This is a genomic window from Brevibacillus laterosporus, assembly GCF_030489605.1.
In the GTDB taxonomy this organism is placed as follows: Bacteria; Bacillota; Bacilli; order Brevibacillales; family Brevibacillaceae; genus Brevibacillus_B; species Brevibacillus_B laterosporus_E.
The window spans coordinates 22,676-49,150 of sequence record NZ_JAUKFY010000020.1 but is presented as its reverse complement, the minus strand read 5'-3'; the positions used below and the strand labels follow the sequence as shown (position 1 = coordinate 49,150).

The 26,475-nt window shown below is 42.0% G+C and carries 30 protein-coding genes and 1 other annotated feature; of the genes, 3 read left to right on the top strand and 27 right to left on the bottom strand.

All coding sequences use genetic code 11. From position 1 onward, the window contains the following. Positions 1 to 35 precede the first annotated feature (35 nt). From QZ995_RS18425 to glmU, 3 genes are all read right to left on the bottom strand, one after another. Positions 36 to 659 carry a 50S ribosomal protein L25 gene (locus tag QZ995_RS18425; RefSeq protein WP_301809795.1) on the bottom strand — a complete coding sequence of 208 codons (624 nt, stop codon included), beginning with the start codon at positions 657 to 659 and terminating at the stop codon, positions 36 to 38. 84 nt (positions 660 to 743) lie between these two features. After that, positions 744 to 1,694, bottom strand: a complete 951-nt coding sequence (locus tag QZ995_RS18420) for a ribose-phosphate diphosphokinase (RefSeq protein WP_301809793.1) — start codon at positions 1,692 to 1,694, stop codon at positions 744 to 746. Between the two features lie 24 nt (positions 1,695 to 1,718). Further along, a complete protein-coding gene (gene glmU, locus QZ995_RS18415; protein ID WP_301809791.1) occupies positions 1,719 to 3,098 on the bottom strand; it encodes a bifunctional UDP-N-acetylglucosamine diphosphorylase/glucosamine-1-phosphate N-acetyltransferase GlmU in 1,380 nt (459 codons plus the stop codon). A 158-nt stretch (positions 3,099 to 3,256) separates the two neighbouring features. Here glmU and QZ995_RS18410 point away from each other — a divergent pair, with 158 nt between their 5' ends. Next, positions 3,257 to 4,273 (top strand): CobW family GTP-binding protein, encoded by a 1,017-nt coding sequence (locus QZ995_RS18410; protein WP_301809789.1) that lies wholly within the window; start codon positions 3,257 to 3,259, stop codon positions 4,271 to 4,273. A gap of 144 nt (positions 4,274 to 4,417) precedes the next feature. On the opposite strand, the gene spoVG is transcribed toward QZ995_RS18410, so the two are convergent. The 10 genes from spoVG to metG form a co-directional block, all read right to left on the bottom strand. Then, entirely contained in the window at positions 4,418 to 4,705 is a 288-nt protein-coding gene (gene spoVG, locus QZ995_RS18405; protein WP_003343428.1) for a septation regulator SpoVG, read from the bottom strand. Between the two features lie 176 nt (positions 4,706 to 4,881). Beyond that, a complete protein-coding gene (purR, locus tag QZ995_RS18400) occupies positions 4,882 to 5,712 on the bottom strand; it encodes a pur operon repressor (RefSeq protein WP_003333910.1) in 831 nt (276 codons plus the stop codon). Between the two features lie 62 nt (positions 5,713 to 5,774). Continuing rightward, on the bottom strand, positions 5,775 to 6,653 hold the full coding sequence (gene ispE, locus QZ995_RS18395; RefSeq protein ID WP_301809851.1) for a 4-(cytidine 5'-diphospho)-2-C-methyl-D-erythritol kinase: 879 nt from the start codon (positions 6,651 to 6,653) through the stop codon (positions 5,775 to 5,777). Between the two features lie 137 nt (positions 6,654 to 6,790). Next, on the bottom strand, positions 6,791 to 6,973 hold the full coding sequence (locus tag QZ995_RS18390) for a small, acid-soluble spore protein, alpha/beta type (RefSeq protein WP_104032317.1): 183 nt from the start codon (positions 6,971 to 6,973) through the stop codon (positions 6,791 to 6,793). Positions 6,974 to 7,051: 78 nt separating this feature from the next. Next, positions 7,052 to 7,324, bottom strand: coding sequence for a biofilm formation stimulator Veg (gene veg, locus QZ995_RS18385; protein WP_003333913.1), 273 nt, complete (start codon positions 7,322 to 7,324; stop codon positions 7,052 to 7,054). A 191-nt stretch (positions 7,325 to 7,515) separates the two neighbouring features. Further along, positions 7,516 to 8,403, bottom strand: coding sequence for a 16S rRNA (adenine(1518)-N(6)/adenine(1519)-N(6))-dimethyltransferase RsmA (rsmA, locus tag QZ995_RS18380; protein WP_301809784.1), 888 nt, complete (start codon positions 8,401 to 8,403; stop codon positions 7,516 to 7,518). Positions 8,404 to 8,406: 3 nt separating this feature from the next. Continuing rightward, positions 8,407 to 8,964, bottom strand: a complete 558-nt coding sequence (rnmV, locus tag QZ995_RS18375) for a ribonuclease M5 (RefSeq protein WP_301809781.1) — start codon at positions 8,962 to 8,964, stop codon at positions 8,407 to 8,409. A gap of 181 nt (positions 8,965 to 9,145) precedes the next feature. After that, positions 9,146 to 10,189, bottom strand: coding sequence for a 3D domain-containing protein (locus QZ995_RS18370; protein ID WP_301809778.1), 1,044 nt, complete (start codon positions 10,187 to 10,189; stop codon positions 9,146 to 9,148). 715 nt (positions 10,190 to 10,904) lie between these two features. Further along, positions 10,905 to 11,684 carry a TatD family hydrolase gene (locus QZ995_RS18365; RefSeq protein ID WP_301809776.1) on the bottom strand — a complete coding sequence of 260 codons (780 nt, stop codon included), beginning with the start codon at positions 11,682 to 11,684 and terminating at the stop codon, positions 10,905 to 10,907. 148 nt (positions 11,685 to 11,832) lie between these two features. Continuing rightward, entirely contained in the window at positions 11,833 to 13,866 is a 2,034-nt protein-coding gene (gene metG, locus QZ995_RS18360) for a methionine--tRNA ligase (protein ID WP_301809773.1), read from the bottom strand. Positions 13,867 to 13,917: 51 nt separating this feature from the next. Then, positions 13,918 to 14,170: a binding site (T-box leader), on the bottom strand. Between the two features lie 440 nt (positions 14,171 to 14,610). On the opposite strand from metG, the gene QZ995_RS18355 reads away from it, so the two are divergent. Next, positions 14,611 to 14,877 carry an AbrB/MazE/SpoVT family DNA-binding domain-containing protein gene (locus QZ995_RS18355; RefSeq protein WP_301809770.1) on the top strand — a complete coding sequence of 89 codons (267 nt, stop codon included), beginning with the start codon at positions 14,611 to 14,613 and terminating at the stop codon, positions 14,875 to 14,877. A 70-nt stretch (positions 14,878 to 14,947) separates the two neighbouring features. Here the strand turns inward: QZ995_RS18355 and rsmI are convergent, their stop codons facing one another. The 13 genes from rsmI to QZ995_RS18290 form a co-directional block, all read right to left on the bottom strand. Next, positions 14,948 to 15,826: a 16S rRNA (cytidine(1402)-2'-O)-methyltransferase gene (gene rsmI, locus QZ995_RS18350; RefSeq protein ID WP_301809767.1), complete on the bottom strand. Its 879-nt coding sequence runs from the start codon at positions 15,824 to 15,826 to the stop codon at positions 14,948 to 14,950. A gap of 20 nt (positions 15,827 to 15,846) precedes the next feature. Continuing rightward, entirely contained in the window at positions 15,847 to 16,167 is a 321-nt protein-coding gene (locus tag QZ995_RS18345; protein WP_301809764.1) for a GIY-YIG nuclease family protein, read from the bottom strand. Further along, positions 16,121 to 16,888: a tRNA1(Val) (adenine(37)-N6)-methyltransferase gene (locus tag QZ995_RS18340; protein WP_301809762.1), complete on the bottom strand. Its 768-nt coding sequence runs from the start codon at positions 16,886 to 16,888 to the stop codon at positions 16,121 to 16,123. The genes QZ995_RS18345 and QZ995_RS18340 overlap by 47 nt, the downstream gene beginning before the upstream one ends. Before the next feature lie 103 nt (positions 16,889 to 16,991). After that, a complete protein-coding gene (gene yabA / locus QZ995_RS18335) occupies positions 16,992 to 17,378 on the bottom strand; it encodes a DNA replication initiation control protein YabA (protein WP_031412539.1) in 387 nt (128 codons plus the stop codon). 26 nt (positions 17,379 to 17,404) lie between these two features. Next, positions 17,405 to 18,220, bottom strand: a complete 816-nt coding sequence (locus QZ995_RS18330; protein WP_031412540.1) for a PSP1 domain-containing protein — start codon at positions 18,218 to 18,220, stop codon at positions 17,405 to 17,407. A gap of 3 nt (positions 18,221 to 18,223) precedes the next feature. Beyond that, positions 18,224 to 19,207 (bottom strand): DNA polymerase III subunit delta', encoded by a 984-nt coding sequence (gene holB, locus QZ995_RS18325; protein WP_301809759.1) that lies wholly within the window; start codon positions 19,205 to 19,207, stop codon positions 18,224 to 18,226. Positions 19,208 to 19,217: 10 nt separating this feature from the next. Next, complete coding sequence (locus QZ995_RS18320; protein ID WP_301809757.1) at positions 19,218 to 19,661, bottom strand: YaaR family protein; 444 nt, start codon at positions 19,659 to 19,661, stop codon at positions 19,218 to 19,220. Positions 19,662 to 19,694: 33 nt separating this feature from the next. Further along, a complete protein-coding gene (locus QZ995_RS18315) occupies positions 19,695 to 20,024 on the bottom strand; it encodes a cyclic-di-AMP receptor (protein WP_003333929.1) in 330 nt (109 codons plus the stop codon). 407 nt (positions 20,025 to 20,431) lie between these two features. Further along, positions 20,432 to 21,055 carry a dTMP kinase gene (gene tmk / locus QZ995_RS18310; protein WP_301809748.1) on the bottom strand — a complete coding sequence of 208 codons (624 nt, stop codon included), beginning with the start codon at positions 21,053 to 21,055 and terminating at the stop codon, positions 20,432 to 20,434. A 25-nt stretch (positions 21,056 to 21,080) separates the two neighbouring features. Beyond that, a complete protein-coding gene (locus QZ995_RS18305; RefSeq protein ID WP_301809745.1) occupies positions 21,081 to 22,565 on the bottom strand; it encodes an aminotransferase class I/II-fold pyridoxal phosphate-dependent enzyme in 1,485 nt (494 codons plus the stop codon). A 108-nt stretch (positions 22,566 to 22,673) separates the two neighbouring features. Beyond that, on the bottom strand, positions 22,674 to 22,856 hold the full coding sequence (locus QZ995_RS18300; RefSeq protein WP_003343399.1) for a sigma factor G inhibitor Gin: 183 nt from the start codon (positions 22,854 to 22,856) through the stop codon (positions 22,674 to 22,676). A gap of 36 nt (positions 22,857 to 22,892) precedes the next feature. Beyond that, positions 22,893 to 23,996 (bottom strand): hypothetical protein, encoded by a 1,104-nt coding sequence (locus QZ995_RS18295; RefSeq protein ID WP_301809741.1) that lies wholly within the window; start codon positions 23,994 to 23,996, stop codon positions 22,893 to 22,895. A 27-nt stretch (positions 23,997 to 24,023) separates the two neighbouring features. Next, a complete protein-coding gene (locus QZ995_RS18290) occupies positions 24,024 to 25,535 on the bottom strand; it encodes an alkaline phosphatase family protein (RefSeq protein ID WP_301809739.1) in 1,512 nt (503 codons plus the stop codon). 133 nt (positions 25,536 to 25,668) lie between these two features. Here QZ995_RS18290 and QZ995_RS18285 point away from each other — a divergent pair, with 133 nt between their 5' ends. Further along, positions 25,669 to 26,193: a hypothetical protein gene (locus QZ995_RS18285; protein ID WP_301809736.1), complete on the top strand. Its 525-nt coding sequence runs from the start codon at positions 25,669 to 25,671 to the stop codon at positions 26,191 to 26,193. A gap of 3 nt (positions 26,194 to 26,196) precedes the next feature. On the opposite strand, the gene QZ995_RS18280 is transcribed toward QZ995_RS18285, so the two are convergent. Beyond that, positions 26,197 to 26,466, bottom strand: coding sequence for a pro-sigmaK processing inhibitor BofA family protein (locus QZ995_RS18280; protein WP_301809733.1), 270 nt, complete (start codon positions 26,464 to 26,466; stop codon positions 26,197 to 26,199). Positions 26,467 to 26,475: the final 9 nt, after the last annotated feature.

Genomic DNA, 26,475 nt, shown 5'->3' with positions numbered 1-26,475 from the left:
AAAAGAGCCTCCCAAAGGAATTGGGAGGTCACTGGTTATACTTTTTCCGCTTCGGCTACAGGAGATTTTGCTTGTTCAGCAACTTCCTCAGCGCTTTGCTGAGCTTCAATGGATTCATGCGATTTTGCTTTCGGCGGAAGTACGTTCATGACTACTTCCAGCTCGTCAAGATGCACGTCTACGTTTGGAGGTATTTGTAAATCTTTAACAAGCACAACATCCCCTATATGTAGCCCATCTGTATCTACAGTTAGCGTTGCTGGGATATCTGTAGGTAAGCAGGAGATTTCTACACTGTGACGGACCAATGTAGCTACTCCTAATTCAGGGTCTCCCGTCATCGTAACAGGCACAGACGTATGAATTTTTTCCTTCATGTCTATCTGTTTAAAGTCAGCATGCAAAATCCTGCCTTGAACTGGATGTCTCTGAAGCTCATACACCATCACGTTATATTCATTTCCATCTATCTGTAGCGTAAAGGGAACGTTGGTGGTTTGCGTACGTAAAGCTTGATCCAGCTCAAGAGCAAGTATCTTGACTTCCTTATTTCCTACATCCGTTCCGTATAACACCGCAGGAACCCAGCCTTCACGGCGCATCGCTTTAGCCGTTGTTTTATCTTGAGCTGCACGTATCTCTGCTTTAATTGCTACCAATATAAAAACCTCCTCTGACCAAGTAGATCTAAGACAGTTCTAGCTTGTCCAGAGGAGGTAATGATTATCAACTATACTGTAATTTTAATCGAACAATTTACTAATTGACAATTCTTCGTGAACACGGACAATCGCTTCTCCAATTAATGGAGCCACAGATAATACCTTCACCTTATCAATTAATTTGTCCGAATCTAAAGGAATCGTATTTGTTACAATCAATTCCTTAATCTTGGAATTCTGGATGCGTTCTATGGCAGGACCAGAGAGAACAGGATGTGTGCAACAAGCATACACTTCACGAGCCCCTGCATCTACCAATGCATTCGCAGCTAAAGTAATCGTTCCGGCTGTGTCAATGATATCGTCAATGATGATAGCTGTTTTACCTTCAATGTTACCAACAATATTCATAACCTCAGCTACGTTTGGTTCAGGACGGCGTTTATCAATGATGGCAATTGGTGCTTCTAATCGTTCAGCCAGCTTACGAGCACGTGTAACTCCTCCGTGGTCTGGTGATACAACGACAACGTCTGAGAGATTTTTCTCTTGGAAATATTTAGCCAAGATTGGAACTCCCAACAGATGATCTACAGGGATATCAAAGAAACCTTGGATTTGTGTCGCGTGTAAGTCCATTGTAATCACACGCTGTGCCCCTGCTGTTTCGATAAGATTTGCAACTAATTTCGCTGTGATAGGGTCACGAGAACGCGCTTTGCGATCTTGTCTTGCATATCCATAATACGGAATCACAACATTAATGCTTTTGGCAGAAGCACGTTTTAGAGCGTCGACCACAACCAGTAACTCCATCAGGTGTTCGTTAACTGGTGCGCAAGTAGGTTGGATAATGAATACGTCTGATCCACGCACACTCTCATTTAGCTTGATTTGGCACTCACCGTCACTGAATCTTGCTGTCTCCATGTTGCCTACGTTTAAGCCGATATGTTCAGCAATCTCCTGAGCCAATTCAGGATTGGCACTGCAAGTGAAAACCTTCAGCTTCGGGTCACGATAATTAGCCATCTTGTTAAAAGCCTCCCGTTATTCTTATTCGCTTTGTTTACGTGGTAGTTTTACCGCGTAGTCCAGTTTATTGGTTTGGCGTTCACGCGCAATGGCAAACGCTCCATCTGGTACATCTTGATTAATGGTCGAGCCAGCAGCAACGTAAGCATCATGACCTACCGTCACAGGAGCAACTAGGTTAGAGTTGCATCCGATGAAGGATCGATCGCCTACTATCGTCTTATGCTTTTTCGCTCCATCATAATTTACGGAGATTGTTCCGCATCCAACATTAACACCCTGACCAATCTCAGCATCTCCTAAGTAGCTGAGATGAGGAACTTTACTTCCTGCACCAATTTTAGCATTTTTCAGCTCCACAAAATCTCCAATTTTTACATTTGGTCCAATATGTGTTTGCGGTCGTACATAAGCAAACGGGCCAACTGTAGCCTGTTCATCCACTTGGCTGTCCATTAGTACGGAATAAGAAATGCTTACGCCATCCGCCACTTCCATATTGGTTAATTCAGTTTGTGGGCCAATTTTGCAGTCTGTGCCAATAACCGTTTTTCCTCGCAAATAGGAATTCGGTTCAATTATTGTGTCGGCTCCAATCACTACATCTGCTTCAATATAGGTAGAAGCTGGATCAATGATAGTAACACCGTTCTTCATGTGTTCAACAGCAATGCGTTTACGCATATAAGCTTCTGCCTCAGAAAGCTGAACGCGATCGTTAACTCCCATTGTTTCATCTGGGTCTTCGGCAGCATAAGCCGCTACTTTCTCGCCCGCTTCTCGTAGAATACCCACACAATCAGTGATATAGTATTCATTCTGAGCATTATCATTCTTCACTTGAGATAATGTTTCCCAAAGCTTTTGATTATCAAAGCAATAAATACCTGTGTTAATTTCTGCAATGTTACGTTCCTCGTCTGTTGCATCCTTGTGCTCAACGATGCGTAACACTTCATTTCTTTCATTTCGAACAATGCGACCATATCCAGTTGGATCGGCCATTAAAGCGGTTAAAACGGTAGCAGCAGCGTTCTGCTCTTCATGATAAGCCAATAGCTTGGTAAGCGTTTCCTTTGAGAGCAATGGCACGTCCCCGTATAAAAGCAGAGTCGTTCCCTCTTGATCCTGTAAGAAGTCTATGGCTTGCAAAGCTGCATGAGCTGTTCCCAATTGTTCTGCTTGCATGGCGTATTGAACACGGTCTTGTAGCGTTTCACGAACTTTATCAGCTCCGTGCCCTACTACTACAACTACATCGTTTACTTGCATGGAAGCCAAAGTATCCACAACATGCTGAACCATTGGCTTGCCGCATACAGGATGCAGTACTTTATACAATTTGGATTTCATACGTGTTCCCTGACCAGCAGCAAGAATTACCGCATGTATAATAGACATGTTAACCCTCCAACATACTGAAGTTCCATCATGACTATATCTTAAAATAGGTGTTCATTTCAAGACATGATGAAACTTTTCCTGTTTGATAACACTTAATAAAACAACTACTATTTAAATAACATACTCTATTTTATTCAAAATACAAGGAGGATGAAATGAGTACAGATGTATATATATTGACAGGTTATCTAGGAAGTGGAAAGACGACTCTGCTACAACAGCTCCTAGCTTACCTGCGTGATAAAAGCAGTAATGTCGTTGTCATGATGAACGAAATGGGAGAAGAGGATGTAGATGGGGAGCAAGTCGAGGAATTTGGTTTTCCCGTAAAAAAAATGCTCAATGGTTGCATTTGTTGCTCGATTCGTGGAGAGTTGACAGAAAATCTAAGGGAAATTATGCAACATATAAAACCAGAGCACCTCATTATTGAAACAACTGGTGTAGCTGACCCCATTGAAGTAGTCGATGCCATGACCCATCCCGAGCTTTATGACAGAATGAATTTAAAAGGAATTATCAGCGTCATAGATGCTTCGAGGTATTTAGAGCTGACTTCTTTCTTTCAAGCTGGCGGGGCGTTGATTAAGACTATTCGGAACCAGGTAAGATACGCTGACCTTTTAATCATAAACAAAGTTGATTTAGTGGAGGAAGACATCTTAACAAAAGTAACAGCAAAGCTTCAGGAAACAAACTCTCATGCTCCTATGCATGTAACGATACGGACAGAAATGGATCTGGAGAAGCTGCTACAGGTTAAACGACTGGCTCAAAGCAGAGAGATGGCAAACACAACCTCTATCCCTGTCCAAAAAACGATCGGCCGATTTTCTCCCTTAGATAAATTAAAGCACACATTAGGGCTTAAAACGAACCAGCCTTCCCTTTTTCACTCAATTGATACTTTTTCATATCATTTCAAGGGGCCCGTTGATGCTGAAGCCTTTGAAGATTTTCTATATGATCTTCCCAAAACTATCTACCGAGCAAAAGGATACGTGCAATTTATTGGACAAGACGATCTGATTTCTTTCCAGCAAACGCAAACACAGGTCCATTTATTTCCCTTTACCAATTTCGGGCCAAAAATGGTGGCAGTCTTCATTGGAGAGGGATTTGACAAAGACAATATTATAGAAGCTCTCGAAAAATGCTACCGCACTTCATAATCAACCATTTATGCCGAAAAAAATAAAAAAGCACCTAAAAAAACAGGTGCCCTTTTATTTCATTTTTCATTAATTTCAGAATTAGGACGTTTGTAAAATGCCTAGGCATTCACCGAATACAGGGCGAATGCCAGCTCTTCTTCATCATGCTCCCGCTTCAATCTGCGCTTCTTCTTCAACTCCGACACGCTCATATTCAGATAGAACTGCTGCCTGAATTTTTTCGCGAGTTGTTGAAGAAATTGGGTGGGCAATATCTCGGAATTCACCATCAGGAGTGCGTTTGCTAGGCATAGCCACAAACATTCCGTTGTTCCCATCAATTACGCGGATATCATGAACCACAAACTCGTGGTCAATGGTAATTGAGGCAATCGCTTTCATTCTGCCGTCCGTATTAACACGGCGAAGTCTTACATCAGTTACTTCCATCATGTTCACTCCCTTTATCTATGTCGGATAGCCTATATTTTCAACGTGATGGTTAAATATTCCTGCTTTGTTTTCCGAAAAATTGTAAAAAATATTTTTATCTGTCTTTTCTTTATTTTGATATAGAAAAGGGTCCCGTGCATAGCTACGCTATCAGGACCCATTTATCTAGTGTATTATTCTTCTTTATTGGAAAAATAACTACCTAGTTCAATCATTATTTGTTTTTCTTTGACATCTACTTCTTGAAGCTTTGCAAGTGAAATATAATCTTCAATTAAACGATCTGCATCATCTGCTGTTTCTACAAACACGCCACAGCCTACAACTGTAGCTTTAAACTCCTGCAATAAGTCCATCATACCCTGAATGGTTCCACCTGCTTTCATGAAATCATCCACTATGAGGACACGAGACTCCTCTGGAAGTGCTCGTCTGGCAAGAGACATCGTCTGAATACGTTTACTGGAGCCAGATACATAATTGATACTTACTACTGAGCCTTCTGTTACCATATTGTTTCTTCTTACAACCACCACAGGGACGTTCAAAAAGCTTGCGGTCGCATAAGCAAGTGGAATCCCCTTTGCCTCTACCGTCATTACCACGTCTACATCGCTTTGACGAAAAGCTGAGGCAAGTAGCTTCCCAATATGATTTAAGGTTTTGGGATCGCCAAGAATATCAGACATATACAAATATCCGCCTGGCAGTAAACGCTCAGGTTTAGCCAATTCCATAATCAATGTTTCCATAAACGCTGCGGCATGTTCATGAGTGGTTCGCGGGATGTATTTAACTCCTCCAGCCGCACCTGCTACCGTGCGCAGGTCACCGATTCCCTGAGACTCAAATGCTTCTTTGATAATGGACAAGTCTTCACTGATAGAGGACTTGGCAGAACCATATTCTTCTGAGAAATATGTCAGGGGAATCAATGTATGTGGATGAGCTAACAAATGTTGCGTCATATCCACTAACCTCGCGCTTCTGCGCAATTTTCTCATCAATTCTTCCTCCAAACAAAAAGCCGTATATTATTACCATAATGTAACATTAATGTACGTGTTTAATCAAGTATTTCCATCTCTGATTCGCCCAACATTCGGACTGCATACACATCTTTGACAAAACCTCGCAATGCATTATAGATCCGATGCACTTTAGCTTCTTTTTGTACCAAAGCAAATACAGTGGGACCACTTCCTGACATCAGTACACCATCTGCTCCTGATTCTAGCATAAGCTCTTTAATTTGACGGACTTGAGGATAACGATTAAGGGTAACCTCTTCCAAGACATTACCTAAAGATCTTGCCATTAAAGAAAAATCCTGCTCGCTTATAGCTTGTAGCATCTCTTCTGTCTTTGGATGCTTCTTAATTTGATCGACCCGCAAATTTCCATATACATCTGCTGTGGAAACTCCGATCGGCGGTTTGGCCAATATCACCCAGCAGGGGGTGGGACTGATCATGTGTCTGAGTTTTTCTCCTCTGCCCTTAGCCAGAGCTGTACCTCCGTACACACAGAAAGGCACATCAGAACCGATCTCCTCCCCAATCAAAGCCAATTCATCCAGACTTAGCTTCAAATTCCACAAACGATTCAAGCCTCTTAGCGTTGCAGCTGCATCACTGCTTCCTCCTGCTAAACCTGCGGCAACAGGAATTTGTTTATCTATATAGATATGAACTCCTTTATTGACCGAATAACGCTCTTGTAATAGCTTGGCAGCCTTGTATGCATGATTTCGCATATCATTTGGAACAAAGCTTGCGGAACAATCGATTAGGATATCTCTTGACTCCAACAATGTCAGGTCAACGCGATCAGCCAAGTCAACCGTAGTCATAACCATTTCAACTTCATGATAACCATCTGGTCGCTTGGAGAGTACGTCCAGTGTAAGATTTATTTTTGCGGGAGCTTTGATTGAAACTCGCACCGTGTTCACCTCAGCTTATCCTAATCTCTTCTTCTGATTTTATCACAGGCAGAAATAAGCTTGCCACTTGCGAGAGGGAAAGTCAATAAGAAACAAAAAAGCCGAGGGGATTCCCCGCGGCTTTTGGTGTCAGTAAGTTATTTTATCGATTGTCTAGCTAATGCTTCTTCGGCAATTTGAATTGCTCGTTTCACCATGTTACCAGCATCGCGGGTTGTGATACCACCCCAGCCTTCGCTTTTGACGGTGTCGTAAAAGCCCAGTTCCTTGGCCAATTCATTTTTGAACTCCTCGGACATGATGCCTCTTCTTCGACTCATCGTGCTTCAGCCTCCCTTACTTACTGACAAGGTTAGTATGATCAGTAAAGGGTAAAACAAAACAGTAGAACAAAGGCTCTACTGTTGAATAAAGGTAATCTTTATATGTGTATCGTCTCGACATACCATTAGTTCTACGGTTTCCGTCAAAATATCAGCATAGCTGTAAGAAACACGTTCAAATAACTGGTCGTCATCAAGCTTAACTACAAATACTGAGGGGTATGTCTCTTCTAGGATGCCAGTCCTTTCGACGGTCTTACGACGACCGCCATTGGCCTTGAGCATGATACGTTCTCCAATGTGTCCGTCCAAACTGCGTTTAATATCAACTAACGCGTTCCTAGCCATTCAATTATCCACCTCGCTTATGTACAAGTATAACAGCCTATACTTAGTTTGTCAAACAAACGAAAAATTATATCAACCAAAGGAGCTTTTTGTCAATGAATTTTTTAGGACATTTATGTCAATTCTCATCGAAAAATATCTCTCCTTACATAAAAATGCCCTATCCTTTTCGTGAGGGATAGGGCATACACTTATTTTATCTGTAGGCGGTGAATGGTATTGGCTAATGTCGCAAATTCCTGAATAGAGAGCGTCTCTCCACGTCTGCTCGGCAGAATATCGGCTTCTTCTAGCGCTTGCAGGGCCTGCTCCTTCTTTTCTTTACCGAAGTAGTTAGTAACTAAGTTATTCAGTAAAGTTTTGCGTCTTTGAGCGAAGGAAGCTTTTACAACCCGGAAGAAGAGCTTTTCATCTGCTACCTCTACGATTGGTTGCTTGCGAATAGACAGCTTAATGACCGCTGAATCAACATTAGGCCTTGGAATAAATACGCTGGCTGGCACAATCATCTCTATGCTCGTCTCCGCATAGAATTGAGCTGCTACACTCAGCGAGCCATAATCCTTCGTACCGGGTTTAGCAGCAATGCGCTCTGCCACTTCCTTTTGGATCATGACAACAATGTGATCAAGCTGGATACCAGATTCTAACAATCCCATGAGAATTGGTGTCGTTACGTAATAAGGCAGGTTAGCTACCACACTGACTCCGCTGCACCCAGATAGGTGTTCTGCTATAAGAGCAGCTACGTCCAGCTTTAATACATCTCCATGTACCACTGTGATATTGTCATAAGGAGAAAGTGTATCCTCCAAAATTGGCAGGAGGCGTTGGTCGATCTCAATCGCCATTACTTTTCCTGCTGCCCGACAAAGCTGCTCAGTCAAGGCTCCAATACCCGGCCCTATTTCAATAACAGCTTTATCCTTAGAAAGCTCTGCAGCATCTATGATGTTATGCAAAATGTTAATATCGGTTAAAAAGTTTTGTCCCAAGCTTTTTTTAAGGGAAAAGCCGTACTTCTCAATGATCTCCCGCGTTCTGGTTGGAGTTGCGATATCTTTATATCCAGCCGTCATCTCTTAGCTTCCCCCTTGTTCTGAATCAATCTGGTCCACAGCAGCATCAAACTCCGCCTTGCTGATTTGAAACATGTTTAACCTTTTGCCTAATTGTTTAGCGTTAGAGTAACCGATACCCAATATCTCTCCTAATCGGGTGCGGCGATGCTTGGTATCCATTCCGGCTACCATTCCGGCTTGCACGAGGTGCTCCAAGGTAATTTCCCCTTGCCCCTCCAGGAACTCGGTTTTTACATCAGAAAGAGCCTGTCTAATGGCTTCCGGTGTTGCATGCTCCACGCCAAGGTTACTTCCCTTTTTTCTAGCATCCTCTTTTTTAATAAAAGCATGCTTGCATCCAGGTACAGATTGGCTGACAATTTTTCTAATGCGCTCACCCGGATAATCTGGATCGGTAAACACAATCACGCCGCGTTTCTGTTGTGCCATCTTTATTTTTCGAAGGGTTACCTCGTTGATTGCGGAACCACCTGTCTCGATGGTATCAGCATCGACTGCCCGCTTAATTGCGGCTGTATCGTCTCGTCCTTCCACCACGATAACCTCTTTGATCTTCATCCGTTAATCCATCCTTCGTTCTTGTGTACTTGCTTGCAAAAAAATTTTTTTTATTTGTCCTAAAATAGGAAACGAAAGCAAGCTTACTTGCGTATAAGAAGTATAGAGATTCAAACAGCTTACCACATTTATGCACAAAACAAAAGACAGGAGAAACTCCTGCCTTTTTCTAAAGTAGATGTTACGGCAACTTCGGGCCGATTACATGTACCTTGTATCCTTTTTTACGGCCGAATCTCATTGCTTCAGATTCGCTGCCCAAATAAACATCCATTTTGTGCCCTTTGATGGCTCCGCCGGTATCCTCTGCACGACGATAACCGATGCCCTCAATGTAGACCCACCAGCCTAATGGAACCAATTTGGGATCGACTGCCACTGTTTTTCCGACTGTAGCTTTTACACCCATTGCTGTTCTTCCGTATCCGCCGCCAGCGTTCGGAGCGTAGGCTGTAAGAGTTACATTATTCAAGACGCGTTTTGCGCGAATATCTTTTCCGCCACGCGAAGGTAGGGAAGCCGCCATAACTTCTTGTTTCTTCGTACCCACTGCCAAAACGCGGTCTTGTTTTTCTGTTACCACGTCGGTTTTTACCAGTTTGCGGGATACCTCTTTGCCATTTTCAAGGACCACACTATAGTGTAAAATAGCTTTCCCAGCTTGACCCTTTTTTAATTCACGCACTTCGCCTTTGTTGAGGGAAGTGTCTTTTTGGCGTATTTCTCGAAAAGCGATATCTTTATTAACCTGAACTGCTTTTTCTTCTACCCTAATAACAGAAATTTCCGTATCTTTTGTCAGCTTTGAATCTACAGATGGATTTATTTTATCCTTCTGGCTTACTTTGACACCTGCATCCGCCAATGCACCGGCTACTGTACGTTTTGTTGTATGAACCACTGTCTTCTGTCCGGCAATTTGGACAGGTATTGCCCAGCTCGTTTGCAAATCAACGGTCATGGCTTTTTCAACAGATGTGTCCAAGCCTGGTTTAATGTTATCTTTATCAGTAATTTGAATTTGTTTTTCTTGTAATAATTGTTCAACCGTTTTTGCCGTAGTCGTGATGTCCTGGGATACCCCATCAATGACTAGCGTTACTTGCTTTGGCTGGGTAGATAGGTTAAAGAAGTAGATACCCACTGATAACAACACAAAGGTTGCAGCTCCTAAAATCGAGAGGAACAATCGATTGTGCGGTACCCAGATTTTACCTAATTCCATTCCCCACACTCCTTTTTTAAGCCTGAGAAGGATATTATATCACTTTTTTTCTTTTGTCAAATTCTCCCCCTTTTCCTCTCCAGATTGTGCGGCTGATTTTTTTACGGAAAATCCAGCTATTTCTGTGTTTCTCAAGATGTCTTTTACCTTACCAAAGAAGCAACGGAGAATGAAAGCAGTTTTCTGTCGAGCAATTCTGTCGATTCCTCTTTTTCGTTCGACAGGACACTGATTTCGCTTTAAAAAAACGAAAGAAAGGGAACCTACGAAAACATGTTATGTCAATATGCAGTTTGATAGAACGCATATATAATTTTTACTCATCGCCCAGAGATCATGTGACAATCTTGTAACAAAAAAATAAAAACCCATTAAAAGTTTATATATAGTGATACTTTTTAAAATTTTAATAAAATATGCATTTTATGTATCTGCTTATATTTGGTTTCACTACATTTTGTTTACCAATAATGGAAAATAAACAAGTAAAAACCCTTTCATTAGTTTTAAATATATTAAAAATTCACTTCCACTAATCTAGTGAATTTTCATCGCTTTTTTTACAAAAATACAAGAATTTTCTTGAGAGCTTTTTCCAAACATTCTATATAAAGTACTTACTAGAAGGCTACTTTTTAACGTCCAAACAACAACTTCCCATAAAAAAGCCTGATCAATTTCCAGATGAAATCGATCAGGCTTACGCGTTTCTTCATTATAATACAGTTTCTCTAATGTTAAACAAACGGTGTGCATTATTAGCTGTAATTTTTGCCAATTCCTCATAAGGCAGTTCATGGATTTGAGCCATCTCTTCAGCAACAAATTTGACATACGCTGATTCATTGCGCTTACCTCTAAATGGATGAGGTGTTAAATATGGACAGTCTGTTTCGATCAAAATACGATCAAGCGGGATTTTTGCTGCCACTTCTTTTGGTCTTTTCGCATTTTTAAAAGTAAGAGGACCGCCAAACGAGATATAAAAATTCATATCCAAAGCCATTTTAGCCAACTCATAGCTGCCAGAGAAGCAATGCATAATACCGCCTACTTCCCCTGCTTTTTCTTCTCGCAGAATATCAATAATATCCTGATGTGCATCACGGTCATGAATAATAATCGGCATTTGTAATTTTCGAGCCAGACGAATCTGTTTACGGAATACCTCTGCTTGTACATCACGCGGCGACGTATCCCAATAATAGTCCAGCCCCATTTCTCCTAGCCCGACAACCTTAGGATGTTTACTCAATTCTTCTAACCATTCCAGGTCTTGTTCTTTCATAGTAATGGCATCTTGTGGATGCCAGCCAACAACCGCGTAAATAAAGTCGTATTTCTCAGCCAGCTCCATTGTTGTAGGGATTGTCTCCCGGTTAAAACCAACGTTTACAATCGTACTTACTCCGTTTTCCTTCGCACGAGCAATTACCTCGTCGCGATCCTCGTCAAATTGTTCTGCATTCAAGTGTGCATGTGTATCAAACAGCATAGATTTCCCTCCTTTATTTCATATCCTGTGTTGAGATCATCTACCGTGAAGATCATAATCAAAAAAAGGCAAGCAGTGCGAACGCCACACAAGGCTTCCGCACTGCTTTTAAGCAACAATTCCTCTTATTTATCAGCTTGTGTTACTGTTATTTTACAACAGAACCATTTGGCATGCTGGCATCAACCGTAGAAACAGTCAATTGGTCACCATGAGAAGCTGCTAAAATCATGCCCTGAGACATTTCTCCGCGTAATTTTACAGGCTTCAAGTTTGTTACAACGATAACCTTTTTACCAACCAGTTCCTCTGGCTTGTAATATTTCGCAATGCCTGAGACGATTTGGCGTTGTTCATCACCTAAATCAACTTGCAAAACTAACAGCTTATCTGCATTTGGATGCGCAGCACATTCTTTTACTTCTGCTACACGTAATTCAACTTTTGCAAAATCATCAATTCCGATCAATTCTTTTGATTCAGAAGCCTTTTCTTTTGCTTCAACTGTTTCTTTTTTCTCTTCGTTCACTTTGCCTTCCCCTTTCAATGCATCCTGTTTCTTTTTATTCTCTTCTGCTTGCTTGCGAGCTTCTGCTGTGCTTGCATCAATAAACGCTAGCTCCTGTTCAACGTCAAGGCGTGGGAATAACAATTCTCCGCCGCGATTTACCTTGATTCCAACCGGCAATCTTCCCCATTCACCAGCCTGTTCCCAAGTCAATATATCCGTTTGTTCTGCAATGCCTAGCTGCGCCCAAATTTTGGCTGGAGTCTTGGTCATAAATGGTTGCAACATAATAGAAGTAATGCGAATACTTTCCGCTAAATTATACATAACAGTAGCTAGACGCTCTTTATTTTCTTCTGATTTAGCCAAAGCCCACGGTTGTGTTTCATCAATGTATTTATTCGTGCGGCCAACTTGATCCCACAGATGGCCCAGTGCATTACTAAAGCGCATCTCGTCTACATGCTCTTCTACAAGCTTTTTCGTTTCAAGCGCTTGTTTAATTAATTGATCATCAAATTCCCCTGCTTGACTTGGACTTGGAATAATGCCGTCGAAATATTTTTCAATCATGGCAATCGTACGACTGACCAAGTTACCTAGATCGTTTGCCAGGTCGTAATTCAAGCGTTGGATAAAGCTTTCTGGTGTAAACACTCCATCCTGACCAAAAGCGATCTCGCGGAGCAGGAAGTAACGAACACCATCAGAGCTATAGCGCTCAATTAAGAATTTAGGATCGATAACATTTCCTTTTGATTTGGACATTTTGCCATCTGGCATCAATAACCAGCCATGACCAAAAATTTGTTTCGGCAACGGAAGGTCCAACGCCATCAGGATGATTGGCCAATAAATCGTATGGAAACGGAGAATATCCTTTCCTACTAAGTGAACATTAGCAGGCCAGTAGCGCTGATACTTTTCATCGTTATCGGATAAGTAACCAAGCGCTGTAATATAGTTTGCAAGCGCATCAATCCATACATAAATCACATGCTCTGGATCTGTTGGCACCTTTACGCCCCAATCAAATGTGCTGCGAGATACACTCAAATCCTGTAAGCCAGGTTTTAAAAAGTTGTTTACCATCTCATTGCGACGAGATTCAGGCTGGATAAAATCAGGATTCGCCTCAATATGAGCAAGGAGTTTGTCTTGATACTTGGACATACGGAAGAAATAGTTCTTTTCCTTTACCTTTTCTACAGGACGTCCGCAATCTGGGCAGAAGTAGCCTTTATCGGTTTTCGCCTGAGTTTCAGTCCAAAACGCTTCATCTGGCACACAGTAGTAGCCTTCATATTCACCTAGATAAATGTCACCTTGATCGACTAAACGTTTAAAAATCTTTTGAACGATAATTTCATGCCGTTCCTCTGTCGTACGGATAAAATCATCATAAGAAATGTCTAGCTTCTGCCACAGGTCCTTAATCCAATAAACTACAGGATCAATAAACTGCAAAGGAGCCAGGCCTTCTGCGGCAGCTCTTTCCTGTAATTTTTGACCGTGCTCGTCTGTACCTGTCAGATAGTATACATCGTATCCGCGCAATCTTTTGTAACGGGCCATCGCATCTGCAGCAATGGTTGTATAAGCATTCCCGATATGTAGCTTATTACTTGGATAGTAGATAGGCGTTGTAATATAAAATGTTGGCTTTTTCGTCATGTCATACACCCTCCTAATATATTTTTACACATAAAAAAAGACTCCTCCCCTAATTGGGACGAGTCTTGTACTCGCGGTACCACCCAAATGCTCCGTTCCCTCACAGAAACGGACTCGGTAAGTAGTCAACAGCTACTCTCCTATAACGCAGGAATACGTCGCTCCTTATCCGCCATCACTACAATGACCGTTCATGAACGAAACTCAAGGACCATCTTCCACTTCCTTCACTTAACTGGCTTTCACCTACCCCAGCTCTCTAAATAAGCTTTTGAAAGTGTACTCTTCCCGTCAACGTTTGCTATTAAAATGATACTTCTATTGTATACTAAATTATCTGTTCATAAACGTAATGTCAAGGGATTTAAGATAGGTTTCTTTTTCGCCAAAAAAATGTCGAATCTCGACATATAATTCGACATTTTTTTATACTAATATCCATTATTAGGTTAATTTGTCGTATGACATTTTCCATCTTTTATGAAAAAAGATTTCTGACAGATTCATATACAAAGGGGTTTTTAGCCTCTAATTTCATATAATTATTACTGATGCTTCGTTATTATCACGTTTTATTCGTGCAAATTGTAATAATTGTAAAAACGCCATTGACACCTTTGGTAATCACTGGTATCATAAGCTATAATAAATTGTCGAATATTGACGATTAATAGATAAATATTCGGTATTCATCGATACAGGATCCACCCACTTTTTTAAGAGTTTGAGAGGAGCTTGAAGGGTATGAAATCAACTGGTATTGTAAGAAAAGTAGATGAATTAGGACGTGTTGTTATTCCAATTGAACTTCGCCGTACACTTGGAATTGCAGAAAAGGATGCACTAGAGATCTTCGTTGACGGAGAACGCATCATCCTGAAAAAATATGAACCAGCTTGTATTTTCACAGGAAACGCGGAAGATTTGGTATATTACAAAGGAAAAATGATCAGCAAAACTTGTATTCAAGAGATGGCATCTTTGCTTGACGAGAGTTCCCAACCGAAATAATAATAAAAGGCTATTGCTCTTGATAATGAGCAGTAGCCTTTTTTTGAATATTTGCTGTCATTCTTCTCAATTAGTCTTGGTGGTATTCATTATACACTTCTCTGCGTGTCAGCTTCCGATCCTCAGCCGTTCTTTTACACGCTTCCTTAACAGACATTCCCTGTTTGATATAATGATCTACATGTTCTTTTAGACTAAAGCCGCTCCACCAAACCTCTGTATCTTCTTCCGCTAAAAGCTGCCCATTATAACCAGAAACAATTATGCAAAACTCTCCTCTAATCTCTGTTTGCTCTAGCCAGCCTATCAGCTCAGACATCGTGCCTCTGGCGAATTCCTCGTATCTTTTGGTCAGCTCTCTCGCCAGCACGGTCTCACGATCGCCTAATACCTCTTGCATAGCTGCTAATGTTTTGGTAATGCGATGAGGCGCTTCATAAAATAATAACGTTTCTGGGTAATGCGCTAAACGATCCAGTTCTCCCTTGCGTTGCTTTTTATCACGCGGTAAAAACCCGCAGAACACAAATTTTTCTGTCGGTAATCCAGAGGCAATCAAACCTGTTAATGCCGCGTTTGCACCAGGTATGGGAACGACCGTACAGCCAGCGTCAATTGCTTCTCGTACAAGATCGGCTCCAGGATCAGAAATGGCAGGCAAGCCTGCATCACTGACTAGAGCAATGTTTTTTCCATCCAACAACCAGCTAACTAATTCCGGTCCACTTGATGCTTTATTGTGTTCATGATAGCTAAGTGTGCGTTTCTCTATCTGAAAATGAGTAAGAAGCTTTCTGGTTTGGCGTGTATCCTCACAAGCAATCACGTCCACCTCACGCAATGTCTGCAAGGAACGGACTGTAATATCATCCAAATTTCCGATAGGTGTTGCCACTAGGTATAGGATACCTGTGCTTGTCTTTTGAGCAAAACTCTTTTGTATATTCATCTATCGTAACTCCTAAATGGTTATTTCATCAAAGTAGATTGAACCGATGTATTCCCGAATAAAATCAAGCTTTCCTTGGCCGAACGTTGAAGACGTTTAATCTGTTCTTCTCTTTTAAGTCCCCACGAACGATCAGCGCCTTCTTCCCAATACACCAGCTCAATCGGACAACGCCCTCTTGTATATTTGGCACCTTTCCCTATTCTATGCTGCTTAAGTCTACGCTGTATCTCAGTTGTGTATCCTGTATACAACGAACCGTCTGCACATTGTAATATATATACATAGTGACTTTTATGCGAGGGAATCTCGTTTTCCATAATAGATTTCATATAATTCATCGCAGTACTCTTCCCCTTGCTTATACACAATCAGCGGTGGTTGTATCCGAAGCTCAGGTTTCCCTCCGCGTATACCTTCCACAAGTACCATATTAGGTTCACTGTCTTGGCGGGAATGCACGAACCGCATACGTTTAGGCTCGATACCATACAGCCTCATGCCTGTAACAATATCTATCAGACGAGTTGCACGATGCACCAATGCCAGCTTCCCCCCATGCTTCAGCAGTCTGCTTCCAACCCGTAGTACATCATCTAACGTAAGATGAATCTCGTGGCGAGCTATGGCACGATGGTCATTTTTGCTTGCTTCTCCTGCGATCGAAGGCATATAAGGCGGATTACAAGTGATGAGATCATATTTATTATCTCCAAATCTCTCTACTGCCTTGCGTACGTCGCCATGATGAATAGTAATACGTTCTTGCAATCCATTCATGATCACGTTACGTTCTGCCATATGAAACAATCGTTCTTGCAGTTCAATACCTTCAAATTCAGCAAATGGCGTTCTTGTGCTCATTAATAACGGAATGACGCCATTGCCAGTGCAAAAATCTAACACTTTTCCCCTTTTAGGCACCTGTGCAAAACGAGCAAGTAATACTGCATCCATTGAAAAACAAAACACTTCATGGCTTTGAATGATTTTTAATTCGTAGGTTAACAAGTCGTCAATCCGTTCTGTATCATACAAGGGGACTTGCTGTTTTTCTGTCATATTGTATCCTCTCTTACCAATAAGAAGGTAGTTATCCTATCATTTTATCAGTAAAAAGCGACCCGTCTGTGTAAAAGACATCAGGTCGCTTTTGTTTTTCGTATCACTTGTGTCCACCGCTTAAAAAAGATAAGCAGAACAGGCAATCGCCTTCTTTTCTTATACTACCATAGTGTACGTTGCAAATATGAAATCCTTCCGCATATAGTCGCGCAAGGTTATCGTATCCTTCGCCCACTATTTTTTGATTGCCTACTACCTTTTGACTGGCTGCTGCCCTTTTTTGTTGGCCAGCACTTTGTTTTTTGGAAGTAGACTGATCGGCTCTTTTCTGGAATCGGTTACGCAAGTGTTCATTTTCAATGAGAAGCTGAGCATTCTCTTCCAAAAGTTTGACGATCACGTCTTTTAGGCTGCCAATCTCCTGATAGAGTTCGCCCACTCTCTCTTCCATGCTCGCGATTTTAGCGAAGATTTCCTGTTTCTCCAACTTCATCACCTCTCGCTACCCGTCCTCTACCCGATCTCTGGTCGACTCGTTACAATTTCATCAAAGGTAAACTCCATGACTCTTCCTACTTCAAGGAGATCAACCTGAGCCACTCTGCCTAAAATATTCAAGCTTACAACTCTGCCATCCCCCATTGGTGTTTTCACCCATGAGCTTAGTTCAGGTATTTCTTCCTTCGTTGTTTCGTAGTTATCATTTTCATACTTCAAACAGCACATGAGACGTCCACACAAACCGGAGATTTTAGCTGGATTAAGCGAGAGATTTTGGTCTTTCGCCATTTTGATGGATACCGGTTCAAAATCACCCAAAAAGGTGGAACAGCATAGCATCCGACCACAAGGTCCTATACCGCCAAGCATCTTGGCTTCATCTCGAACACCAATCTGCCGTAATTCAATGCGCGTACGAAACACCGCTGCTAAATCCTTTACTAATTCACGAAAATCAACGCGGCCGTCCGCTGTAAAATAAAAAATAATTTTATTCCGGTCGAATGTATATTCAACATCTACCAGCTTCATTTCCAGTTGATGTTCTCTAATCTTGGTTTGACACACCTGAAAAGCATTTTTTGCAGCAGCCCGATTCTCGTCGACTTGCCTAGCGTCCGATTCATCAGCAATTCGAATCACTTTCTTTAAAGGAAGAACTACATCGGAATCTTCCACAGTCTTTTGTCCGATCACGACCTTGCCATACTCAACACCACGTGCTGTTTCAACAATCACGTGACTGTCTTTTTCTATCTGCAATTCGTCAGGATCAAAGTAATATATCTTACCCGCTTTTTTAAAGCGGATTCCGACCACCTCGTACAAAATTTATCCCTCCTGGATATGAAGAACAAGTCGCTCTAACGCTAATTGTGGGTTAGCATTACGCTCTATCCGATTTCTTGTCTCCATGGCTACATCAATTCCTCGCAATATCTCGGTTTGAGCCCACTGCAAGGCCTGCTCTTCTAATGCATCCTGTTGGTCTATGTTGATGATGTTGGCCCTACGCCCTACTTGAATATAGAGGATATCTCGCAGCCAAAGGATGAGCAAATCCAGAAAGAGAGGAAGTTCTTCTTTTAATCTATCGTTACGTTGAAATTGATCTTGAATCGTAAACAGCGCTTGGGAATCACGTTGTTTCAAATCCCTTCCCAATTGTATCACCATAGCTTTAAGCTGTGCAAACCATTCTGATTGGCTTAATAGCCGTGCATCGTCCAGATTTGTTGTAATTTGGGAAGCAACTTGGGCAATGCCCCGTGTAATTCCTTCGTTTACAAGCGATTTCACAATCATTTCAACCGGTAGAGGGTTGAATACTATTGTCTGACATCTGGATAAAATTGTGGGTAAAATGGCATGACTGTTTTCAGATAGCAACAAAGCAAGCACACCTGCTGGCGGTTCTTCCAAAAATTTCAGCAAGCTATTTGCCGCTTGGGTTGTCATTTTATCTACATGCTCTAGAATATAAACCTTATTCTTCGATTCAACAGCACGCATCTTCATTTCTTTTTGTAAGGCTCTAATTTGCTCTATTTTGACAGATGCACCATCTGGAGAGATCTGATATACATCAGGATGGTTCCCTGATTGAATACGTTTGCAGTTCAGGCATGTCCCACAAGCGTCACCGGGCTGATCTAAACAAAAAATGGATTTAGTCAAATGCTCAGCCACTTCCATTTTGCCTACCCCTTTTGGCCCCGTAAACAGGTAGGCATGAGCCAAACGATCGTGCTTCATACTATTAGCTAAGACTTCTGCCACACGCTCTTGTTCTTTTGCTACATTACTCCAGCTCATTTATTGTCACCTAAAAATATAAATTGATTAGCATGCCTCTGATTTCACCAATTCGAGCAAGCATATCTATCAAAGGAGCCTGCTCGCTCAATAGATCGTCTGCCAATGACAATAATTCGGCATCGATCTCTTTGATAATTTTATGAATGCGACCTCTTCCTCGGCGATTGGTTCCTTTACGCTCGTCAAGAGCAATCCCAAACCGAACGGCTTCCTCCATAAATCGCTTGATAAGATTACGATACGTATAGTAATCTCGTACATTGCGGGAGCGAGCCAAAATATCTCCGTGTTTATCTATTTCTGTAAGCAGTAGCTGAAGTCTTTCCTCGTTCAATCTCTGCCCTTCACCTTTAACCATATCTCGAAAGTTCATCTTTTCCACAGATACATCCCTGCGTTGACCTATCCCTTTTACCTCGAATGTAGGTCTGATGCCATTATCAATTTTCACTTGGTCCTCACTCCCGCTCACCTTTACCCGAAACTAAAAAGAATGGAAATGCTCTACGTCCATCACAAAAACGGCTGCGCCCCCCACCTGTACTTCAAGAGGATATGACAAAAATGAATCAACTCCACTTCCAAGCGGCGACACAGGAGTCACCATCTGTTTGCGGGATTGGCAGTTTTGCTCAATGATGGTGATAAGCTCTGTAACACGACCATCATCGGTCCCTACAAGAAACGTCGTATTCCCAGCGCGGAGAAAGCTTCCTGTACTGGCCAATTTTGTAGCACGGAATCCTTTTTTCACAAGAGCTTGTGATAAACGCCCACTGTCTTTATCCTGCACAACAGCGATGACCATTTTCATAGTGATTTCATCCTTTCTGCTTCGCAATTGTAGTGCTTAGCTCTCTTACCAGTAACACATAAATTACTCTGGCTATAATTCGATTGAAGGGTACCACTTTCCTGTAGAAAAGGGCATTGCTTAATCGGAAAAATCAAATAAAATTTGGTACTATCATTATTTTTAAGGGGCTTACCTTATTGTTATGTCAAAATAGCTACTTGGTGTAATTTTTCCAGCTTTCACACAAGGAAATCTTCCTCAGTGCTTTTTCCTATTATACAGCATGTACGACCTATTTTTCATTCAAACATATTTTTCTTGCTAAAGAGTTTTACTGAAAAAAAGAGCATCTCATCATTGCTGCCTTCACCGTATCGACGGGGAAAACACTAATGATGCGTCTGCTCTTTTTTAAGGCTGTCCATCTATGCTTTTTTTATTTTTTCTTGGACGATAGCAAGCATTTCATCGACTACCTGCTCTATTGGCTGGTCAGCATTAATACGAACAATCCGTTCCGGGAATTTACGAATCAATAGCTCATACCCTTCACGCACCCGATTGTGAAATGATACTTTTTCCAAATCAAGGCGATTTTTTTCTCGATTAGAATTAGCTTCAATCCTAGCTAGTCCCACTTCTGGGGATACATCAAGATAAAAGGTAAGATCAGGCATACGATCCTCAATAGCAAATTGATTAATGGCAAAAATTTCGTCGGTAGGCAGCCCCCGCGCTACACCCTGATAAGCTAGACTGCTATCAATGAATCGATCACAAAGTACAATTTTCCCCTGTTCCAACGCAGGTATTACTTTTTCCACTAGATGCTGGCGCCTTGCCGCCGCATATAATAACGCCTCTGTTCGCCCATCCATTTTTGTATTTTCTCGATTCAATATTACCTCACGAATTTGTTCAGCGATATCAACCCCACCTGGTTCACGGGTGACTAAGACCGGCATCCCCTGTTCTGTTATTCTCTTTTCTAAAAGTGCAATGGCAGTGGATTTTCCCGCACCGTCTCCACCTTCTAATGAAATAAACATCCCTGTGTTCACCATACCCTCTCGTTTAACAATGTTTACCTTTTATGACTTGAATGGTTTTTACCCCAGCATCCTTCACACCATGAAAACGTGCCTCTTTTCTTTGCAATTCCTGCAATAGAGCAATTACCTGCTCGTCTAGGACTTCACCTGGAACAATCATCGGTATCCCTGGCGGATATGGAATCACCATCTCAGCACAGATACGTCCCTGTGCTTCTTCTAATAATATAGACTCCGCTTCCTCTTCTGCCGCTACATGCATGCTCATGGCTGCTTTACGTAAAAAGCAGGAGGAGACTAACCCTGTTTCAAAAGCACGCAGGCCTTCACCACGCACTTGCTTTGACAGCTCCTCCATAACTGTAAGTAACCTTTTACAATCCAGCTCTGTCGTACCTGTAGACCCTAGCAGCAAAAGATGATGCAATCCGGCTAACTCTGTATAAATATAAGCTTCTTCCAGCTTTGTTTGCAATTCAAAGCCTGATAGCTGAGAGGAATGTAAATTGATTACAATTCGCAGCGGATCTAGTGTTTGATACCCTGTTTGCTTCTTCCAGCCGGCAACTGAAAACCAATCGAAATGGCTAAGGCGTTCTTTCGTTTTTTCTATAAGCGCAATCGCCTTCTGTAACTCTTGTTGCCCCTCTAGCACCATATGTCGACGGGCCAAATCAAGAGACGCCATTAACGGATAAGAAGGGCTCGAGGACTGTAGCATCGCCAGATAACGATACAATCGGCTACGATCAATGCGCTTTCCTTGAACATGTAGCATTGAACCCATTGTAAAAGCAGTTCCCATCTTATGCGTAGACTGAATCGAAATATCAGCTCCACTCTGCATAGCTGAAGCAGGCAGGTCCGGGTGGAAACCATAATGGGCGCCATGCGCCTCGTCAATGATTAATGGAATGTGATAACGATGAACAACCGTAGCCATCTTTTCTAAATCAATACCCATCCCATAGTAAGTCGGGTTGGTAAGAAAGACAGCCTTGCAATCAGGGTTCTCCATCAACAGTCGCTCTACATCCTCACGCCGTACACCTGCGGCAATACCAGTCTCTGCATCTACAGCAGGAACGACAAAAATCGGCTCCGCTTTCGCAAGCATCAATCCATGGTAAACGGATTTATGACAATTACGCTGAACAATAATTTTATCTCCAGGTCGGCAAATCGACATGATCGCAGCCAAATTCCCGACTGTTGTTCCGCCTACTAAAAATTTAGTTTCTTCAGCTCCGTATGCCTCTGCGGCCAACTGTTGAGCCAAAGCAATAATATCTTCCGGCTGATGCAAGTCATCCAAGCCTGTAATCTCTGTTAAATCAATTGACAGGTATTTTTCAAAAAAAGACCTTGCTTCCTTATCGAAGCTTCTCCCCATCTTATGCCCAGGTACATGAAAAGGATGAGGGGTTTGTCGTACATGCCTTTGTAGTGCATCAAACAACGGAGCTTTGCGCTGTCTCTCCCAAAAATCTTCCTGATTTTGCATCATCTTTCTCACGTCCTTTTGTTTCGGTACCCCCTATTGTACCATGTTCAAAAGTATAAAAGCCCATAAGAAAAGAGGCATCGCCCATGGACATGCCTCTTTTTCATGTTATTATGCATTCTTTTTAAACCAGATTTGCCGCATCTGTTTAATATAAAAGGGATAACGTTCATCACGTACGTCGGTCTTGACCATTTCTTGCTCGCATGTATAACAAATAAATTGGTTACAAATGGATATACCAACGGCTTGTTCCCTGTTGCAGATAATGCAGCGATGAGAGTGGTCTTCCATATGGGACACCTACCTTTTCGCTAAGCTTATCAACCATTATATCCCATTATAATCCGTTCCATTCCAAATGTTCGGCTTTTGACCAAGTGTCCGATAGTATATTTTCTCAAGCTTTGCCTCATTTGACGGAAAGCAATCCACTACGTCTAAAATATAAGGCTTAGCCATACTTTCGTATAAGCTGTCTAAACGTATACTGAGAATATCCTGATCATATCTCACAATGAGCAGAACATCAGCCAATTTTGCTGCTTCCAGCGGAGTATTGCAATAGTGCCAGTCCCGAGGTAGATTGTTCGTTTTTTGCTGACACGCTCGTAAGTAACACGAGACTTCCAAGTCGACACGTTGTGCAAGCATATCAAGAAGAAAGCTAGGGGCAAATCCCCAAACAGCGACACGCTTGATGCTTACTTGCTGCAACAGATCATTCCACTCACGTTCAAGCCATTCTTGTTCCAACCGTAGAATCCCCTCGTCATAAGCATTTGGAAACAGCCATTCTTGTCCAATTCGTCTGTCCATGCCCAGACCTTGCCCTACAATATATGCTCTAGCTCCCAGCTCGTCACATCGAGCGGCCAGCCTATGATAAAATCTTGTTTTCTGATTCAAAAATATCTGACGTGCCCAAGCAATTTCAACTGCTTCCTCATATCTGCATAAAAACGAAATATAACCGTGCACGGCAAGCCCTCTTCGTAAACGGTCATGCCAATTTCGTACTGCAAAAGCATCTTCAGAAAAGCATTCGCAAGTCCGGCTGCCGATTATCGCCTTTTTTTGCTCCGCCCAGCAGAGTAAGCGGATGATTTCAACAGAATCCTGTAGAGGCAGTAGCCGTTTTATAAAATCATACGCTACCGTATCAGAAGCATGATCTCCTGCTAAAAGCACAAGATAGCGCCGATTGCTTGACCGGTTATTCCTAACACATTTTGTTATATCACGCATAAACTGTTGCCATACTACAGGAGACAGGCCTTCAGTAAAAAGCCAGCCGGATATTTCCACTTTTGTCTGCTCCCATTCCTTTGCAGAAATGATATCTATCTCACATGCGGCAAATGCATCAAGGCATTCCCGCGGTAACGATAGGGAGGCTACCGAGTGCAAGTACACAAGCGTTGCCTGGCTCACCTATGATCTGCTCCTTCCGCTTGCCTATCATATAATCTGCTCAAGCTTATCATTCCCAGAAACGGGGAATTGATGATCCTCGTTTTGACACGTGATCATCCCTTCTAACAAAACAGGCCCCTTTGCTTGCTTCGGATACGGAACTGCTAACAGATAAGCGATTGTAGCAGCTACTGACACGATGGCACGCCGTGTAGCCACAACCTTCCCTTGATGGATAGACGTTCCTTGCATGATCAGTGAAATGTAGCGTTCTTTATGACTCAGATGTACACGCCCACCCATGCCTGTCGCTTCTCCATGATCAGAACAAACCATAAATACGGCTTGATTGAGCTTCCCGAGCTTGTCTAATTGGTGATAAAACTGCGCGATCATTTGATCAGCCTGATTTATTTTTGCAAGATATTCATCACAATAGACTCCACATGTAATTCCTGTTCGATAAATATCGGTTATTTGTACCAGCAAAAATTCTGGATTGTCTTGCTCTGCAATTTGAATAGCTTGATTCATTCGGCAGTTATCAGTCTGTTGATTTTCCCGTACATATGCCCGGCGAGCTTCCCCATCAAATAGACAGCTTGTCTCCTCTTCAGCCAATATCATCCCTATCTTCCTTGCTTGGTGCAGGACATCAAGGATTGTCTCGTTCTGTATTGTTTTTCGATTGCCAAGATGGCTATTAATCTGGTGTTCAGACGGATAGGTTCCTGTCAAAAGAGAGCAAAAACAGGACTTTGTATCTGCCGGATAAACACTTTCTGCCTTTTCCCAGCTGGTTCCTGTTCGTTGTAACCAATCAAGAAAAGGGGTGTGCGCTTTGACCAACTGTTCCTTATTGCAGCCATTCAACACCACCAAGTAAACTCGTTCAACGGGAAAAACATACTGTGTAGTAATCTTTTTTGCATTATCTATATTCTCATCAGGCTTCCATGTAAAAAACAATTGATGGATGGCATAGCTGTAAAAAAATAATACAAATGCAAATACAAAGTGAGATAAAATACTCTCACTCACCGTCCAATCCTGCCATGACACAGAAGCTTCCTGCATCGCGATCAGTAAAATCAATGCCTTGGGCAATTGCTCAAAGATATTGGCGCTGCTTGAATCACAAGCTCTGGTCAGCCTTTTCATAAAGTGCATCAATTGGAAGGGGAAGCTGATATGTCCAGCCCCGGAGAAATGGTAAACGCCCCATAACGCGGTAATCACAAGGAGATAGAGACAGATCGTATATACAGTCATACCAAGGAACAGGCATTTATACCACAGTATGCCTGCAAAGCAGAGTGGTCCTAATAAAAACCAGCGAATATGCAAGGGATAATCATAGAAAAACAATAAGAGGAAAATAGGGAAGCATAATAGTAGAGATATGAAAAAGCTTTGCCAAAACACTATATCTAACCATTCTGAAAAATGAAACAACAAAAAAGCAACCACTACGAATAGGAGAGTAAATATGTTTCCCTGTCGGAAAATACTCCAGCAGCCCACGGCAATTCTTTCCTTGTTGAAAGCTGTACTCATGGCATCTCCTCCCTTTCATTCTACCAATTAATCCCTATCATAATAATCCTATATTTACCTGTCAATTGAAGGATACAAATATCTATATAACCTACCGATAATACTATAGAACGAACAAAAAGGAGGCCTGTTGATGAAAGAACAGACCATTTACAGCTACCGCTTACTATATCGTTTTCGTTGGGGAATGGGCGGTTATCTGTTACAACTAATCGGAATCATTACGGCTGCTTTTATTTTGGGCCTCTGGCAAGCTCTAACTTGGTATTCTTTCATTCTTTTCCTTTGTTGCCTTATTTTCATCCCGCTATTACATATGGCTGCTGTTTGGGTGTATACCTCTATTCTAGCTCAGCCATTTCAACTATCCAAATTGTCTTGGTTGTCTCCATGGTGGGGCACTACTCATTCGCTTATGGTATCTCTTTCAAGCTACAGAAGGCTGGAGACAGTGACTTGCCTAGGCGTATTTTTCACATGTTTAGCTATTTTTCCATGGTCTTCTTTTCCTTCCGGTCATTTTTTAGTAATCATCACCATATTTAGTTTGCTCCCGCGTTTGATTCCGTTGCTTGTTTCATTCCGCCATCCGCAGGAAGCCTATGTGAAATACGAAAAAGCAAGCCTTGCATTTCTGATGACTGATGGAAAGAGTTAATGATTAACCTAGCAGAAAGAACCGAATGGTAATCAGTGCAAGTAAGCCCGGAATCCTTAGAAAGCCGGCTATAATAGCTGTTACGGGATTAATCGGTATATAGAATCCCGCCATCTCACCAAAGAAATTAGAGAAATACAAAAGGATCGCACCAATAATGACATTCAGAGCAATCGTTCCCGTCCAACGCAATGGACGGGAAACTGATCTACTGAGCGCCACCAAAACAAGGAACCCAATGATCATTCCAGCTATCATAATCTCTGTGTTCATTTCGCCATC